This window comes from Fontivita pretiosa (genome assembly GCF_050410795.1).
Classification (GTDB): domain Bacteria; phylum Planctomycetota; class Phycisphaerae; order Tepidisphaerales; family Tepidisphaeraceae; genus Fontivita; species Fontivita pretiosa.
Genome location: NZ_CP191258.1, coordinates 2860698 through 2875830 on the forward strand (window position 1 = coordinate 2860698; position 15133 = coordinate 2875830).

General features: G+C 63.7%; 13 protein-coding genes and 1 pseudogene. 3 read left to right on the plus strand and 11 right to left on the minus strand.

Features of this window, described 5'->3' with window-relative positions; translation table 11 throughout:
• The first annotated feature begins 150 nt into the window (after window positions 1-150).
• Window positions 151-2505, plus strand: coding sequence for a glycoside hydrolase family 95 protein (locus ACQS5P_RS11550; protein ID WP_428936773.1), 2355 nt, complete (start codon window positions 151-153; stop codon window positions 2503-2505).
• A 4-nt stretch (window positions 2506-2509) separates the two neighbouring features.
• On the opposite strand, the gene ACQS5P_RS11555 is transcribed toward ACQS5P_RS11550, so the two are convergent.
• Genes ACQS5P_RS11555 through ACQS5P_RS11570 form a run of 4 tightly spaced genes read right to left on the minus strand, consistent with a single transcriptional unit; the run spans window position 2510 to window position 6762 of the window.
• A complete protein-coding gene (locus tag ACQS5P_RS11555) occupies window positions 2510-3853 on the minus strand; it encodes a Ni/Fe hydrogenase subunit alpha (RefSeq protein ID WP_428936774.1) in 1344 nt (447 codons plus the stop codon).
• Window positions 3828-4640, minus strand: a complete 813-nt coding sequence (locus tag ACQS5P_RS11560; protein ID WP_428936775.1) for an oxidoreductase — start codon at window positions 4638-4640, stop codon at window positions 3828-3830. Before ACQS5P_RS11560 ends, ACQS5P_RS11555 begins: the two co-directional genes overlap by 26 nt.
• Window positions 4637-5539 (minus strand): FAD/NAD(P)-binding protein, encoded by a 903-nt coding sequence (locus tag ACQS5P_RS11565; protein WP_428936776.1) that lies wholly within the window; start codon window positions 5537-5539, stop codon window positions 4637-4639. Before ACQS5P_RS11565 ends, ACQS5P_RS11560 begins: the two co-directional genes overlap by 4 nt.
• A complete protein-coding gene (locus ACQS5P_RS11570) occupies window positions 5536-6762 on the minus strand; it encodes a 4Fe-4S dicluster domain-containing protein (protein ID WP_428936777.1) in 1227 nt (408 codons plus the stop codon). Before ACQS5P_RS11570 ends, ACQS5P_RS11565 begins: the two co-directional genes overlap by 4 nt.
• Window positions 6763-6977: 215 nt before the next feature.
• On the opposite strand from ACQS5P_RS11570, the gene ACQS5P_RS11575 reads away from it, so the two are divergent.
• On the plus strand, window positions 6978-8696 hold the full coding sequence (locus ACQS5P_RS11575) for a hypothetical protein (protein ID WP_428936778.1): 1719 nt from the start codon (window positions 6978-6980) through the stop codon (window positions 8694-8696).
• A 15-nt stretch (window positions 8697-8711) separates the two neighbouring features.
• Here ACQS5P_RS11575 and ACQS5P_RS11580 read toward each other — a convergent pair whose 3' ends face one another.
• The 6 genes and pseudogenes from ACQS5P_RS11580 to ACQS5P_RS11605 form a co-directional block, all read right to left on the minus strand.
• The gene (locus tag ACQS5P_RS11580) at window positions 8712-9011 is read right to left on the minus strand and encodes a hypothetical protein (protein WP_428936779.1); all 300 of its coding nucleotides are present in this window, start codon (window positions 9009-9011) and stop codon (window positions 8712-8714) included.
• Window positions 9008-9196, minus strand: a pseudogene (locus ACQS5P_RS11585) (type II toxin-antitoxin system HicA family toxin); the annotation flags it as partial. The pseudogene ACQS5P_RS11585 and the gene ACQS5P_RS11580, both read right to left, overlap by 4 nt.
• 30 nt (window positions 9197-9226) lie before the next feature.
• The gene (locus ACQS5P_RS11590) at window positions 9227-9451 is read right to left on the minus strand and encodes a type II toxin-antitoxin system HicB family antitoxin (RefSeq protein ID WP_428936780.1); all 225 of its coding nucleotides are present in this window, start codon (window positions 9449-9451) and stop codon (window positions 9227-9229) included.
• A 25-nt stretch (window positions 9452-9476) separates the two neighbouring features.
• Window positions 9477-10049 (minus strand): NADH-quinone oxidoreductase subunit NuoE, encoded by a 573-nt coding sequence (gene nuoE, locus ACQS5P_RS11595; protein WP_428936781.1) that lies wholly within the window; start codon window positions 10047-10049, stop codon window positions 9477-9479.
• Between the two features lie 167 nt (window positions 10050-10216).
• Window positions 10217-11494: an NADH-quinone oxidoreductase subunit D gene (locus ACQS5P_RS11600; RefSeq protein WP_428936782.1), complete on the minus strand. Its 1278-nt coding sequence runs from the start codon at window positions 11492-11494 to the stop codon at window positions 10217-10219.
• Window positions 11495-11616: 122 nt separating this feature from the next.
• Entirely contained in the window at window positions 11617-12312 is a 696-nt protein-coding gene (locus tag ACQS5P_RS11605; RefSeq protein ID WP_428936783.1) for a hypothetical protein, read from the minus strand.
• A 292-nt stretch (window positions 12313-12604) separates the two neighbouring features.
• On the opposite strand from ACQS5P_RS11605, the gene ACQS5P_RS11610 reads away from it, so the two are divergent.
• Window positions 12605-13588 carry a ParB/RepB/Spo0J family partition protein gene (locus tag ACQS5P_RS11610; protein ID WP_428936784.1) on the plus strand — a complete coding sequence of 328 codons (984 nt, stop codon included), beginning with the start codon at window positions 12605-12607 and terminating at the stop codon, window positions 13586-13588.
• A 96-nt stretch (window positions 13589-13684) separates the two neighbouring features.
• On the opposite strand, the gene ACQS5P_RS11615 is transcribed toward ACQS5P_RS11610, so the two are convergent.
• On the minus strand, window positions 13685-15130 hold the full coding sequence (locus ACQS5P_RS11615; protein WP_428936785.1) for an NAD(P)(+) transhydrogenase (Re/Si-specific) subunit beta: 1446 nt from the start codon (window positions 15128-15130) through the stop codon (window positions 13685-13687).
• Window positions 15131-15133 lie beyond the last annotated feature (3 nt).

The following is a 15133-nucleotide window of genomic DNA, read 5'->3' on the forward strand; positions in this document are numbered from 1 at the left end:
TTGATTCGTTGTTGAATCCGCACGCGCGGCGCTAATACTGGTTCGTGGCTGTCAATATGCCTGGGATCAGCCCAGACTAAGCGGTTGATTGAAGATGGGCATCGCCTCGATTGAAACACAGCGGGTGATGTCCCGGGAGGATTGTTCGCCATGACAACCCTGTGGTATACGCAACCCGCGACCAGGTGGACCGAGGCGCTGCCGTTGGGCAATGGCAGGCTCGGGGCGATGGTCTTTGGGGGGATCGCCGATGAACGCATCGCGCTGAACGACGACACGCTCTGGTCCGGCGGGCCGACGGACTGGAACAATCCCGGCGGGCCAAAAACGCTGGGCGAGGTGCGGCAGTTCCTGGCCGCCGCAGACTACGCCCGCGCGGATGAGATCTCCAAACGGATGATGGGCCCGTACACGCAGTCGTATCTGCCGCTGGGCGATCTTGAGCTTCACTTCGAGCACGTCGGCCAGGCCGACAGCTATCGCCGCGAGCTGAATCTGGCCGATGCGATCGCGACGGTGAGCTACCGGATCGGCAACACGCGATACGCTCGCGAGGTTCTGGCGTCGAATCCGGATCAGGTAATCGCGATCCACCTGCGCGCCGAAGGTCCCGGCCGATTCAACCTTCGGGCCACGCTGCGCAGCCAGCTTCGCTGGCAGTTGTGCGCGTTGGCCGGCGCGCTGCTGCTGAGGGGCAAAGCGCCTGCGCTGGTGGATCCCAGTTACTATCGCCGGGGCAAATTCGTCTACGAGGACGACGGCGAGGGGATGCGTTTCGCCGCGATGCTTCGGGCAAGCGAATGCGATGGTGAGCTGAGCGTGGAGCAGGGAGAACTGCGGATCATCGGCGCGTCGCGGTTGACGCTGCTGCTGAGCGCGGCCACGAGCTTCAACGGATTCGACAAATCCCCGACCCGCCACGGGCGCGATGAGCAGCTTGTGGCCGCGACGTACCTGGATGCCGCCCGGCGCAAGCCTTACGAAACGCTTCGGGCCACGCACGTTCAGGATCATCGGCGGCTGTTTGAGAGGGTTCGGTTCGAGCTGGGGTCGGTTGATCCTGCACAGAAGGATCTGCCCACCGACCAGCGGCTGGAGCGAGGCGGCGACGATCCGCGCCTGGTGGAGCTGATGTTCCAGTATGGCCGATACCTGCTGATCGCCAGCTCGCGTCCGGGCGATCAGCCGGCCAATCTTCAGGGCATCTGGAACGAGCAGCTTCGTCCACCCTGGAGCTGCAACTGGACCACGAACATCAACGTGGAGATGAACTACTGGCCGGCGGAAGTGGCGAACCTTGCGGAATGTCATTGGCCTCTGCTGGAGATGATCCGCCAGCTTTCGATCAATGGTTGCCAGACGGCAAAGGTGAACTACGGATGCCGTGGCTGGACGGCGCATCACAACACGGATCTGTGGCGGCAATCGGCGCCCGCGGGAAACTATGGCGAGCCGGCGGCGGATCCTGTCTGGGCGGTGTGGCCGATGGCCGGCGCCTGGCTGTGCCAGCACCTCTGGGAGCACTATGCATTCGGCGGGGACGAGGGTTATCTGCGGCGTCATGCGTATCCGGTGATGAAGCAGGCCTGCGAGTTCTTTCTGGACTTTCTGATCGAGGACGGGCAGGGTCATCTGATCACGTCGCCGTCTACCTCGCCGGAGCACAAGTTCATCGCTCCCGACGGGCAGAAGCGGTGTCTCTCGATCGCCACGACCTGCGACATGTCGCTGATCTGGGATCTTTTCAGCAACACGATCCAGGCGTCGCAGGTGCTGGGGATCGACGAGCCGTTCCGCCAGCGGCTGATGGAAGCCCGCGGGAAGCTGCTTGCGCCGCGGATTGGCCGGCAGGGACGATTGCAGGAGTGGTCACAGGATTTTGAGGATTCCGAGCCACAGCACCGTCACATGTCGCACCTGTTCGGGGTGCATCCGGGTCGGCAGTGGACGCGAGACACTCACCCGGAGCTGTTCGCCGCGGCGCGACGTTCGCTGGAGCTGCGCGGCAACGGAGGCACGGGCTGGTCGCTGGCGTGGAAGATCAACCTGTGGGCACGACTGGGCGATGCGGAGCAGGCGATGCAGTGTATCCGCGCGCTGCTGAACCCGGTGAGCGACGAGCAGCGTTGGAAAGGCGGGCTGTATCCGAATCTTTTCGATGCGCATCCGCCGTTCCAAATCGACGGCAACTTCGGCTTCACCGCGGGGGTGTGCGAGATGCTGCTTCAGAGCCACCAGACCGGCGTGGCACAGGACGGATCACACCTGGTCGTGCTGCGGTTGCTGCCTGCGCTGCCCAGGGACTGGCCGCAGGGACGGGTCAGCGGGTTGCGCGCCCGAGGCGGGTTCCAGATCGATCTGGACTGGCGGGATGGGCGGCTGAATCTGGCGCGCATCCGGTCGCTGCTGGGCAATGCGTGTCTTGTGCATGCGGCGGGCAGGACGCACGAGCTGCGCTTTGCGGCCGGGGAGCAGCGCACCCTAAGCCGCGAGCAGTTGGCATGAGCCGCTACTGCGTTCGCCGGAACCGCAGGAAGTGCACCGAGCAACTGATGCACGGGTCGTAGTTGCGGATGAGCTGTTCGCAACGAAGCGAGGCCTGTTCGTCGGTGAGGTCGCCAACCTGCTCGGCCAGTTGCCACAGGTCCTGCTCGATGCACAGTTGGTTCTGGCTGGTTGGGGGCACGATCCTTGCCGAGGCGATCGAGCCGTCGGGATTGGTGCGATAGTGGTGCCAGCAGATGCCGCGTGGCGCCTCGGTGCCGTGGCCGCCGACGCCGGCGCGTGGCGTGATCGGGATGCACGATCGCTCAGGAGGACGGTAGTTTTCGAGGATGTCGCTGGCCAGGGCCAGGGCATGGACGGTCTCGATGGCCCGTGCGGGCAGCGAGAAGTAGGTGTTTCGCCAGGGCAGTTCCTGTCCCAGGGCTTTGGTGACTTTGGGGAGCAGCTCGGCGGCGCGGGGATGGAGCTTTTCGTGATTGAGGTTGAGCCTGGCCAGTGGCCCGACGAGGTACGCCCCGCGGCCGCGGATGATCGCGTGCAGCGCGGTTGAGTGAGGCACCTGCCGTTCCTCGATAGCCTCGCCAAATTGCTCCTGATCGACGTTCAATCCCTTGTTGGAGCGAATGCGCCCCAGGTTCATCGGATATTCATCGTCGGGGCACAACGCGACAAATTCGTAGTCGCGCTCGAAGCGCGGATAGTTCAGCGTGGAGGCGAGCATGAGCGTCAGCTCGCACATGTCATCGAGCCGGGCTTTGACTTCCGGCAGCATGGCCTTTGCACGGGCTTCGTCGGGCGCCGAGTAAAACCCGCCCACGCACACGCCCACCGGATGCACGGCGCGTCCGCCCAGCAGCGCCACGATCTCGTTGCCCAGTTTCTTGATCCGCAATGCCCGTTTGACGGTGGCCGCGTGATCGGCGGCCATGCTGATGGCGCTTTCGTAGCCGAGGAAGTCGGGAAGGTGCAGCAGGAAGATGTGCAGGACGTGGCTTTCGATCCATTCGCCGCAGTACAGCAGATTTCGCAGCGTGCGGATCGGGGCATCGACCTGTGAGAACACGCCCATGCACTTTTCCAGCGCGTGGCAGGAGCCCATCTGGTAGGCGACGGGACAGATGCCGCAGATGCGGGCGGTGATGTCGGGAACCTCGCGGAAGTCGCGTCCGCGCAAAAAGGCTTCGAAGAAGCGTGGCGGCTCGTAGATGTCCAGCCGCACTTCCTGCACCTGCTTGCCGCGCATGACCAGGTGAAGCGCGCCCTCGCCCTCGACGCGGGCCAGCGCGCCCACGCGGATCGTGCGTGTGTGGGTGTTGGGCGTCTCAATGTTTGGACTCGAGCCGCTCATAGTGGTCGCTGCCTTGCTTGAAAGGCTCCAGGTAGCCGTTAAACGAACGGAGCATGAGCATGATCTGATGGGGCGTTTTGCCCTGCTGGAGCAGTCGATCGCCCAGGGACCAGATATTGGGCTGTTCCATCGGTCCGAAGCAGCCGTAGCAGGCGCGTCCGCACGCCGGGCAAAGCGCCCCGCATCCGGCCTGCGTGAGCGGCCCCAGGCACGGCTGCCCGCGCGAGACCAGCACACAGGGCAACCCCTGGCGTTTGCATTCGACGCACAGGCTGTGGGTGGGGACATTGGGCTTTCGCCCCACCAGCAGCGCGCTGATCAATTCCAGCAGTTGCCGCGAGTTCACCGGGCAACCCCGAAGCTCGAAATCGACGAAGACGTGCCCGGCGATCGGGGTGGCGGTGTCCAGCGTATGGATGTACTGCGGGGAAGGGTAGACCAGTCGCGTGAACTGCTCGACATCCGCCCAGTTCCGCAGCGCCTGGATTCCACCGGAAGTGGCGCAGGCGCCGATCGCCACCAGGAACTTGCAGTCGTGACGGATCTTTCGGATGCGTTTTTCTTCCTCGGGGGTGGAGATGCTGCCCTCGACCAGGGCCACGTCGTAAGGCGGAGGAAGCTCTCGCCGCCGTGCTTCCAGGAAGTACGCCACCTCCACCGCCCCCACCAGGTCCAGAAGCTCATCTTCCAGATTCAGCAGCGAAAGCTGGCATCCGTCGCAACTGGAGAACTTGAAGACCGCCAGTTTAGGCCTGGATGTGGTCTCCGCCACGTCAGCAGCGTTCATATCTCCTCCTTGGCGAAGATGTCGCTGATCTCGGCGAAGCTGAAGACCGGCCCGTCCTTGCAGACGAACTTCGCCCCATATTGACAGTGTCCGCAGCGTCCGAAGCCGCAGTGCATGTTGCGTTCGAGGCTGAGGAAGACCTGTTCGGGCGGGACGTGCAACTGTAGGAACTGGGAGGCGGCAACGCGGTTGAGCATTCGCGGCCCGCAGATCAGCACGTTGGCGCGGGCGGCGTTGACCTTGATCCGCTGGAGCAGTTTCATCACGACGCCGACGGGGCCGACCCAACCGGGCGTGGCGTTATCGACGGTGACCAGCACGTCGATCTGCTCGCCGGCGCTCCACTGCTCCAGCTCTTCGGCATAGAGGCGGTCTGCGGGGGTGCGGCAACCGTACAGCAGCACGACTCGCCCGAAACGCTGCCGCTCGCGCAGGATCTGATAAACCACCGGACGAAGCGGGGCCAGCCCGATTCCGCCAGCGACGATCACGATGTCGTGTCCGGCCAGCGCCTCGATCGGCCAGCCGCGCCCGAACGGCCCGCGGAGGCCGACGACGCCTCCCTGCCCCAGGCGGGTGATCGCGCGAGTCACCGATCCGACCACGCGAATCGTGTGCTCCAGATACTCGGGGTTGTGCGCATCGGAGCTGATCGAGATCGCCGCCTCGCCTACGCCCGGAACATACAGCATGTTGAACTGTCCGGGGGCGAAGCGATACAGGCTGCGCAGCTCCGGGTCACAGATCTGAAGCCTGAACGTGCGGGTGTTGAAGTTTTCTTCCCTGACCGAGACGATCCGCGCCGCCACGGGCATCATGGCTTCCAGCCCGCAGATTGGCGGCGGGCGGGAAGCGCTGAAGCCGCCGCGAACGCTGATGCTGGAGTCGGCGGTGATCATGCTCTGAGCCCTCCTGTTGGTTGGCTCTGCTGCGTGGCGTCGTGTCCGGCGATCGCGGCGGCCTCGCGGGTCAGGTCAATCCCCGCCGGGCACCAGGTGATGCACCGTCCGCACCCCACGCACCCGCTGCACCCGAACTGCTCGCGGAACGTGCACAGCTTGTGGCGCAGCCAGTGGCGATAGCGGGCGCGCACGCTGGATCGCACCGGCCCGGCTGTCGTGTACGTGAACTGATACGTGAAGCACGAATCCCAGCTCCGCGTGCGGCTGACGCTTCCGTCGCACAGGTCGTTGCTGTCGCTGACACCGCTACAGAAGCATGTCGGGCAGACCATCGTGCAGTTGCCGCAGGCCAGGCATCGTTTGGCGACCTGGTCCCAGTGCGGGTGCTCGATAGCGGTTTGGAGCGATTGGGCGGCCTGCTGGGCATCGAGCCTGCGTCCCATGCGCTGCCGCGCCAGTTCCAGGCGGAGGTTGGCCAGTTCCACTTCTGCCGGCATGGGCAGGCGGGTGTGCAGCTCTGAGGCCAGTTGCACGCCCAGTGCCGAGCCCACTTTCATCAGGAAGCCGTCGCTCAGTTCCGTCAGGGCCAGGTCGAATCCGCTGCTGGCCGCCGGACCAGTGCCCATCGACTCGCAGAAGCAGTTTTGTCCTGGGCGGGTGCAGTTGAGCACCACGATGCACATCTGCTGTCTGGCGCGGCGGAAGTACAGATCGGTTTCGCAGCGGTTGACCGCGCTAAAGACCCGATCCATCACCAAAAGCCCCGCCAGATCGCAGGGACGAATCAGCAGCAAAGCCAGTTTTGGCGGATCGGGCGGGCCGGCTTCAAACTTGAACTGTCCGTCCTGAACGCGCATGCGGAACAGACGCATGACCGGGGGGAAGACGTATCGCTTGGCAGAGTCCGGGCCGACGACGTACTGCGAATACGAGTGTAAATCGGACTCCTGAAGCCGATATTCACCTGGACTCTGCCAATCGCTGACGTGGGTGGCGAGTTGGTCGGCAGCGGTGATGGGACCAAGGGTAATCACGCCCCTGTGGCGGACCGGCCCAATCACCTGATATTCCTCCCGCCGAAGCGCGGCGATCAAATCCGCAAGTCCGGACGGGGAAAGGATTACCTCCTGTCCGACGGCGGGGCTGAGTCTTTGCCCCGGCTGCGAAGGCGAGCCTGCCGAAGGTGCGCTGGGACTTGAAGTTCCTGTCGTCTGGGCCATCGCGCCGCTCCGAGAGAGGTATCAGGGTCGAGGCTGACAACAAAGGTCTGATTAGTCCTGTAATATCCTGTGAATCTGTCTCGCGGCTGTCAAGCAGCGACCGCGCAATGGCAGAGTTTTTTTCTCGGCGCGCCAGGCGTGGTACCCTCGGCCAGCCTCAGCGCGATCCGGCCGGCCCTGTGAGTGCGACCGCGCTGCTCAGAGAAGGACCCATCATGCTCAACCTGACTCGGCTGCGTGCATCGGTTGTTGTCCTTGGCTTTGCCTGGCTGTTGACGTCGGTTGCGTCGCTGCGGGCACAGGCGCAACCTGCAACCGCCCCCGCGGAGCGTTCCATGACCAACGACGAGCTTTCAAAGTATTTCCAGACTCTGGGCCATTACATCATCGAAGACCGCCGCATCACCAACGAGCTTGACGATACGCCGCATCCGTTCCTGGATTGGGGGCTGATCCAGCCCGGCTTCATCGCCTATGTCAACCGGCACAGCGGGGAGCTGTTGCCGCTGAGCAAGCCACACGACCTGACCGATGAGAGCCAGGTGCGGGCGGTACCGATCGAAGTGCCCAGCGGCGTGGAGATTCGCACGCAGCCAGCAACCCGCGGCGGATCGTTCCAGGATGTGCTTTTCAAGCCCTCTTTCCCCTGGGAGCAGGACTTGACGGCGCATACGCTTGTCTATGACGAGGCTGAGAAGCGCTACAGGCTCTGGTATGAGACCAGGGGAAACTTCGCCTATGCCGAATCATCCGACTTCAAGACGTGGGATCGTCCGCTTCGCGAGTACAAGGCCTACGAACAGCACAAGCGGACCAACCTGCTTGGCGTGATCGGCGCCGAAGACGAAGCCGCGCTGGGGGATCTTCGCTCGGCCGAGGAAGCGCGCCCCGGCGGCAACGTCTTTTTCATTGATCCGTCCGCCCCGCCGGAGCAACGCTTCAAGTCCAGCTTCCTTGGGCACGTGAAGCCGCGCAGCAATCCGGAGTACGCGCGGCAGACCGGCATGCCGCTGAGCGCCATGACCGACGAAGGCAGCACGGTGCTGTTCGGCACCTATTCCGCCGACGGTATTGGATGGCGCATCTTCCCGCGCCCGATCATGCTTCACGACGCCGACACCCTCACCGTCACCCGTTACGATACGATTCTGAAGCGATACGTGATGTACACGCGGCTGTACGAGCTTGGGCGGCGAAGCATCGGGTATTCCGAGACGACCGATTTCACAACCTGGCCGCTGCCGACGAACCTGCTATCGGCCGGGCCTGCCGATCCACCCAGCGTCGATTTCTACGCCAGCGCGCAGACGTACTATCCGGGCCGGCCGGACATCCGCCTGATTTTCTGTCTGGTCTACGATCGCGCGGTGGATGGCTCGACGATCCGGCTGGCCGTCAGCCGCGACGGGCACGCGTTCCGCTTCGTGCCGGGCGAGCCGCTGATGGGCGGGCCCGGCTCGCCGGATGAAAAGGCCGGCTTCCTCTCCGCCGAGCCTACCTTCGTCCGCACCCCCGATGATCGGATGCTGATCTTCTACAACGTCTATCGCGTGCCGCACAAATTCCCCCGGCACCGCTTCTATGGCAAGACGCAGTACGCTGGCGTCTGGCCCGCCGACCGCCTGGCCGCCCTGTGTGCCCCGCAGCGCGGGCAGTTCACCACCGCGGCGATGATCCTGCGCGGCAACCAGATTGTGCTGAACATGGACGCTCACCGCACCGGCGGGATCGAAGTCGAAATTCGCGATGAGCAGTTCCGCCCCGTGCCGGGCTACAGCTTCGCCGACGCCGACACGCTGCACGGCGACCACATTCGCATTCCCGTCACGTGGAAACAGAACAGCGATCTCAGCACGCTCAAGGGTCGCAAGATCTACCTTCGTTTCCGTCTGCGCGCCGCGCGGCTCTATTCCCTCGCCGCCACCAATCGCTGAGAGCCGGGTGGATCTTCACGGCGAGGCGTCGGCGGGAAAGTCGATCCCGAATTCCCGCTTGACCTGGTGCAATGCGTCTTCGCGGGTCGGATGCCACGATTCGCCGACGAACCCTCCATGCTCATCCAGCCGGAACAGACACCACGCGCCGAGCTGCGGCTGAATCACCAGTCGGTGGACCATTCCGGGTCTGGGCTGAAGTCCCACGCCGCGCGGGCTGCCCAGATTCATTCCCGCGTGTGGCAGACAGTCATTGCTGGCCGGCATCGGCCTGGGAAGGGTGATCGTCAACTTCTGGTCGAATTGGGGTTTCATTGCGACTCGAAGATGTTTCTGGGCAACCGCGATTGCCGGATGATGGATTGAAGCGTGCCAATCCGCAGTTCGGCATGATCGGGCACGATGACGGTGATGGTCGAGCCGGCAATCGCCTGTTGCATCACCATATGGCTGCCGCGCTGCCGCAGGAACCGAAAGCCATGCTGCTCGAGGATGGCTCGTACCTCCCGGCCCCTGGCATGCGCTGCAACTTACCCAACCGTTACCTCCAGCGGCTCGACGCGCACTGCCGAACCAAGCCTGCTGGTAATCTCAGCATCGCTGGCGGTTTCGAAGAACAGCTCTACTGCCTCTTTCAAATTGGCGCGGGCCTCGTCAATGGTGCTGCCCTGGCTGGCCACGTCGATTTCGGGGCACAGTGCGACGTAACCGTCGTCCTCGCGCTCAATCACGGCAGTAAGCTGAAGCGTGCGCATCGCCATTGCTTCTGGTTCGACTCGATCACTCGGCTTGATCCCAATCGATCGTCGGATCCCTGTAATCGTGCGGATCGTCCGGAAGCGAATCCAGGATCTTGTCGATCTTCTCGACCGTCAGGTTCTCGTGAAGCACCTGATTGATCAGCGCCGCCGGCGCCGTGCCGCACGAACCAAGACACTCCAATTCTACGAGGGTGAATCGCCTGTCTTCTGTCGTCTGGCCGATGTCGATGTTGAGCTTGCGCCTGATGTGCTCGGTGATCGTCTCCGAGCCGCACAGCTCGCAGGCCAGCGAGCGGCAGACCTGAATCAGGTACTTGCCTTTGGGTTTGAGCCAGTATTCTTCATAGAAGCTGGCCGTGTCGAGCACTTCTGCCGGCGCAAGCTCCAGGAACTCGGCGACTTCCTGGATCGCCTGCATCGGAATCCAGCCGTAGGTGTGCTGGATAAGGTGAAGAGCCGGAAGCGTGACGGCGCGTCTGGTGGGATAGCGCGGGAAGTATTTCTCGCGCAGACGCTGCTTCATCGGTTCGGTCAGCAGCGGCTGCCCCGCTGCCACCTTCGCCGCACGACGATCTTCGACAATCCAGGCCATGGTATGGTGTTCTCTGGTCGTTTGGTTTGAGCAGGGTGGGCATGGCCCACCGATCGTTCATCACAACTGGAAAAGGTCGCTGTTTTTCGCCGCGCGGTCAAGAGTGGCGGTCTTGCTGCAATCGGCGCGGCAGATCGGGCAGCCAGGCGTCCGCCCTGGCCGGTCCCCTACCGATCGAGTTCCGCCGCGATCACGTTGATGCTGCCCAGCACCGCCACCACGTCGCTGAGCATGTGCCCTTCAATCTGCTTGGGAAACGACTGGTAGTTGATGAAGCTTGGCGGGCGCGTCCGCACACGCCACGGCACGTTATCTCCGGCGCTGACGATGTAGTAACCCAGCTCGCCGTTGGCGGTTTCGACACAGCCGTAGACTTCGCCCCTGGGCGCCTGGAAGCCGCGGTTGGTCATGATCAGCTCGAAGTGATGGATCAGCCCCTCGATGCTTGAATACACCTGATCCTTGGGCGGCAAAACCGCCTTGCCCTCGGGACTGACATTGACCGGTCCGGGCGGCAGGCGATCGATAAGCTGGCGGATGATGTGGCACGACTGGCGCATCTCTTCCAGCCGCACCAGGTATCGCGCCAGCACGTCGCCGCTGGTCATGATCGGAACCTTGAAGTCCACCGCCGGACTGCCCTGCCCGTCCCAGTTGTCGGCGAAGCACAGATACGGCTCGTCCTTGCGCAGGTCGCGGGCCACGCCGCTGGCGCGCGCCATCGGCCCGGTCAGGCTCCAGGCGATTGCTTCCTCTCGCGTCATGGTGCCGATCCCCTTTGTGCGGTCGATGAAGATGCGGTTCTTGTTCAGCAGCTTCTCGATGTCCTCGATCGCGCGCGGCAGGGCGTCGTCGATCAGGTTGTGCACCATCGCCCGAAACACCGCCTCGTCCGGAAGATCCATGTTCAGCCCCCCTACCCGTGTCCAGCTCGTGTGAAACCGCTGGCCGGACATGTACTCGACGATGTCGTAGATCAGCTCGCGTTCGTTGAAGCCGTAAAGAAACGCGGTAAACGCGCCCAGATCCAGTCCCGCCGCGCCGATGCACAGCAGGTGCGACTGGATGCGGCCCAGCTCGCCCGCAATCGTGCGAAGTGCTTTGCAGCGCGGAGTCAGCTCGATTCCCATGAGCTTTTCGACCGCGGCATGCCAGGCCAGCTCGTTGTAGATCGGCGCGCTGTAGTCCATCCGATCGACGATCGTGACGTACTGGTTGTAGTTCAGCACTTCGCCGAGCTTCTCGAAACCGCTGTGCAGGTACCCGATGTGCGGCGTACAGCGGATCACCCGCTCGCCGTCCAGCTCCAGCACCAGGCGAAGCGTGGTATGCGTGGCCGGATGCTGCGGGCCGAAGTTCAAGGTCCAGCGATTGCCCGGCTCGGCGCCGTCGCGAAGTTGTTCGGGCAGCAGGTCGGTCGATGCTTCAGACAGGGTGTAGGGCATAAGGCGCGGGATTATAGCCGCAGCAGTGACTCCTGCCACGCTTCACGATCGCACGAGAAGAATCGCACGAGAAGATCAGTCTCTGAGCCCAGTGAGAAGCTGTCCTCATGGCGTTGGCGGCTTCAGTCCACATCGGCGAACGCCGAGGCGAGTCGCTCCAGCAGCGACATCGGGCGGGTTGTCGGACCTTTGCCCGACTGGGCGAGCAGGTACTTGTGCTGTTCGATGTAGGCGGCAAGCCTGCCCGACGCCTCGGCGCCCTCGAGCCGGGCGCGCTCGGCCTCCTGTCGGGCACTGTCGCGTTCGGCCAGCAGCCGCTGCCGCTCCTGGTGGTACTGTTCCTTGAGCTGGCGGGCTTCGGCCTCGATGCGCTCGGCATATTCGCTGAGGTGTCGGACATCCTCGTTGGCGCGGGTGATTTTCTGAGTTGTCCAGCCGACGGCCACACACACGCCCACGCCGACGAACGCCACCACGCACCAGGCCACCACCGCCGACCGTCGGGCGCGCCCGGCCTCCTGTCGGACCAGCGCCAACTCCTCGCGGGCGCGGTGGGCGTCGTCCTGGGCGAACTTGACCAGCGCCGATGCGCTGCCGGTGGCTAGATGCACCTGGTTGTCGGCAAGCTCACGCACCGCCTCCAGCGCCACCGCCGGCGTGGTGTCGGCCTCGTCGGGCAACGTCACCAGCACCTGGAGCAGTCCGTCATCAGTCCGGCGAGCCTGGATCTTGCCGCTGGCAATGCGACGTTCGATCGTCCGCGTGTGGACTTTGAGAGTTGCGGCCGCTTCGACAACCGACATCCATTTGTCGGGCATGACAGGTTCCTCCGTGAACGCTGTGACTGGTTGTGGATGCAATCTGAGTCGGACAAATGTCCGGCAGCGGTACAGAATTTACCCGGTCACAATCGGGTGTCAAACGTCGCCCGACCACTTCACGCAAATATTTGATACTTCTGATTGCAGTTCGGTAGCTCAAGCGACTTGAACCCCCCTGCCGCGGCGGCTATCCTGCCCATCACTTCAGACGGATCAGCGAATGGAGGTTGTGTGTGCCACGTGGCACAACCGCTTCGGACCTTCCTTGACTGGGAAAGGAGTCCCGATCATGACCCAACCGGTAACCGCCCACCAGCAACAGGCGTCACCCAAATCCCGCAGCCGACTCGGCAGGGGGCTGAGCAGCCTGATCTCCATGTCCGATCTGCCCGTCGAAGCGGAGGTCAAGCCGCCGCAGACTACCCCAGTTGAGCAGCCCGTCGCGCCAGAAGCCAACGACCACACGGCAGCTGGCAGCCGAGCGCCAAACGGGATGATCGAAGTCCCGATCGACTCGATTGCGCCCAACCCGCATCAGCCCCGCCGGCAGATGAATGACGCCTCCCTGGCGGAACTTGCGGCCAGCCTCCGTGCCACGGGGTTGATCCAGCCTGTGATCGTCCGAAAGGTCGAATCGGGCTACGAGCTTATCGCCGGCGAAAGGCGGCTGCGGGCGGCCAGGCTCGCCGGACTGAGCACCATCCCCGCGTTGGTGCGCGAGGTCGATGCCGCTGCCCAAGCCCAGATGGCCCTGGTCGAGAACATCCACCGGGAAAACCTCAACCCGATCGATCGCGCCCTGGCGTACCGGGCGCTGATGAATCAGCTCGGACTGACCCAGGTTGAGCTGGCTGCACGCCTGGGCGAGGATCGCACCAGCATTGCTCACTATCTTCGGCTGCTGGATCTGGCCGAGCCGGTGCGCAACCTGGTTCGCGACGGCAGGCTTTCCCTGGGTCATGCAAAGCTCCTGGCGGGGGTGTCCGACATCCTCCAACAACAGCGGCTGGCCGACATGTGCGTGACGCAGGAGCTGTCGGTGCGCGGTCTGGAACGACTGCTGGCCGGCAAGCAACCGCCCGCGGCTGCATCCAGGAACAAGCCCAGTTCCGCGCACCTACAGCACATGGAGAAGGCGATCTCGCGGCAGCTCGGCATGCGGGTGCAGCTTCGCGCCGCCAGCAAGACCAAAGGCAGGCTGGTGATCCACTACGCCTCACTGGATCAGTTCGATGAGTTGTTGAAGCGAATGGGAGTGCACTTGGAGGAGTAGGCGGCGGTTGATTCTTGATCTTGGATCGGCGATTGGCGATCCGCCAGCCGGGAACGATACTGTGCCACGTGGCACACAAGCTCTGGCGGATCGCGCTTACATTTCCTTCAACGCCATCACGATATCCAGAACCGCCTTCTTGCCGTCGGCGAAGTACATCAGGCAATTGTCAGCCGCGAAAAGGGGATTGGGAATGCCGGCGAAGCCCGGGCTGAGGCTTCGCTTGATCACCACAACCGTGCGACACTGATCGACGTTCAGGATCGGCATGCCCGCGATCGGGCTGTTGGGATTGTTCCGGGCGTCGGGGTTGACCACGTCGTTGGCGCCGATCACGATCGCCACGTCGAACTCTTTCATCTGCGGATTGATCCGGTCCATCTCCTGCATCCGCTCGTAGGGGATGTTGACCTCGGCCAGCAGCACGTTCATGTGTCCGGGCATTCGCCCGGCCACCGGGTGAATCGCAAACTGCACGTCCACGCCCCGATCCATCAGTTCCTTGTACAGGTCATAAACCGCGTGCTGGGCCTGGGAGACGGCCATGCCGTAGCCGGGAACGATGACTACCCGGCGGGCGCTGTCCAGCAGCATGGCGATCTCCTCGGCGGTGGTGGTTTTGATCTTGCCGCCATAAACATCGTCTGCTTTTGAACTTACAGCTCCGACGCCCATCCCGCCAAACAGCACATTGGCCAGCGAGCGGTTCATCGCCTTGCACATGATCTGCGTGAGGATGATCCCGCTGGCGCCGACCAACGCGCCGGTGATGATCAGCACGTTGTTATTGATCACAAACCCCGTTGTCGCCCCCGCCAGGCCCGAATAGCTGTTCAGCAACGAGATCACCACCGGCATGTCCGCCCCGCCGATGCGATTGACCAGCAGCACCCCCAGTACCGACGCCACCACCGCCAGCAGCAGATACCACACACCCGCCCAACTGGGTTGAACCACCAGCAGTGCCCCCAGCCCCAGCGCCAGCACCAGCAACGCGGCGTTGATCCACTGTTGAAAAGGCAGCCCCAGGTCTTTCTTGAAAACATCGAGCTCTTCAAGCTTTCCCCACGCGACCAGACTTCCCCAGAACGTGACCGCCCCGATCAGACCCGACAGGGCGATGGCGACCAGGGACTGGACGGTTTCAACGGTGCTGGGCGGCAGCGGCATCGTCGCCGGGCCGGTGGTGGGGGACTGCACGGCGGCCTGCCCGCTCATGGCGCCGATGGCGGCGATGGCCGCCACCAGCGTCGATGCCCCCCCGCCAAAGCCGTTCAGCAGCGCGACCATCTGGGGCATGGCGGTCATCTGCACCCGCATCGCCAGCGTCGCGCCGATCGCCGCGCCGAGCAGCAGCCCGGCGATCACGATCCACCAGTTGAACTCGGTGGTCAGCGGGGTGGCGACAATCGCCAGCAGCATCCCCGCGGCACTGAGCAGGTTGCCGCGCACCGCTGTGCGGGGATGGGTCATGCCCTTGATGCCGAAGATGAACAGCACCGCCGACGCCAGGTACAGCAGATTTGCCCACAGGCTCCACACGGC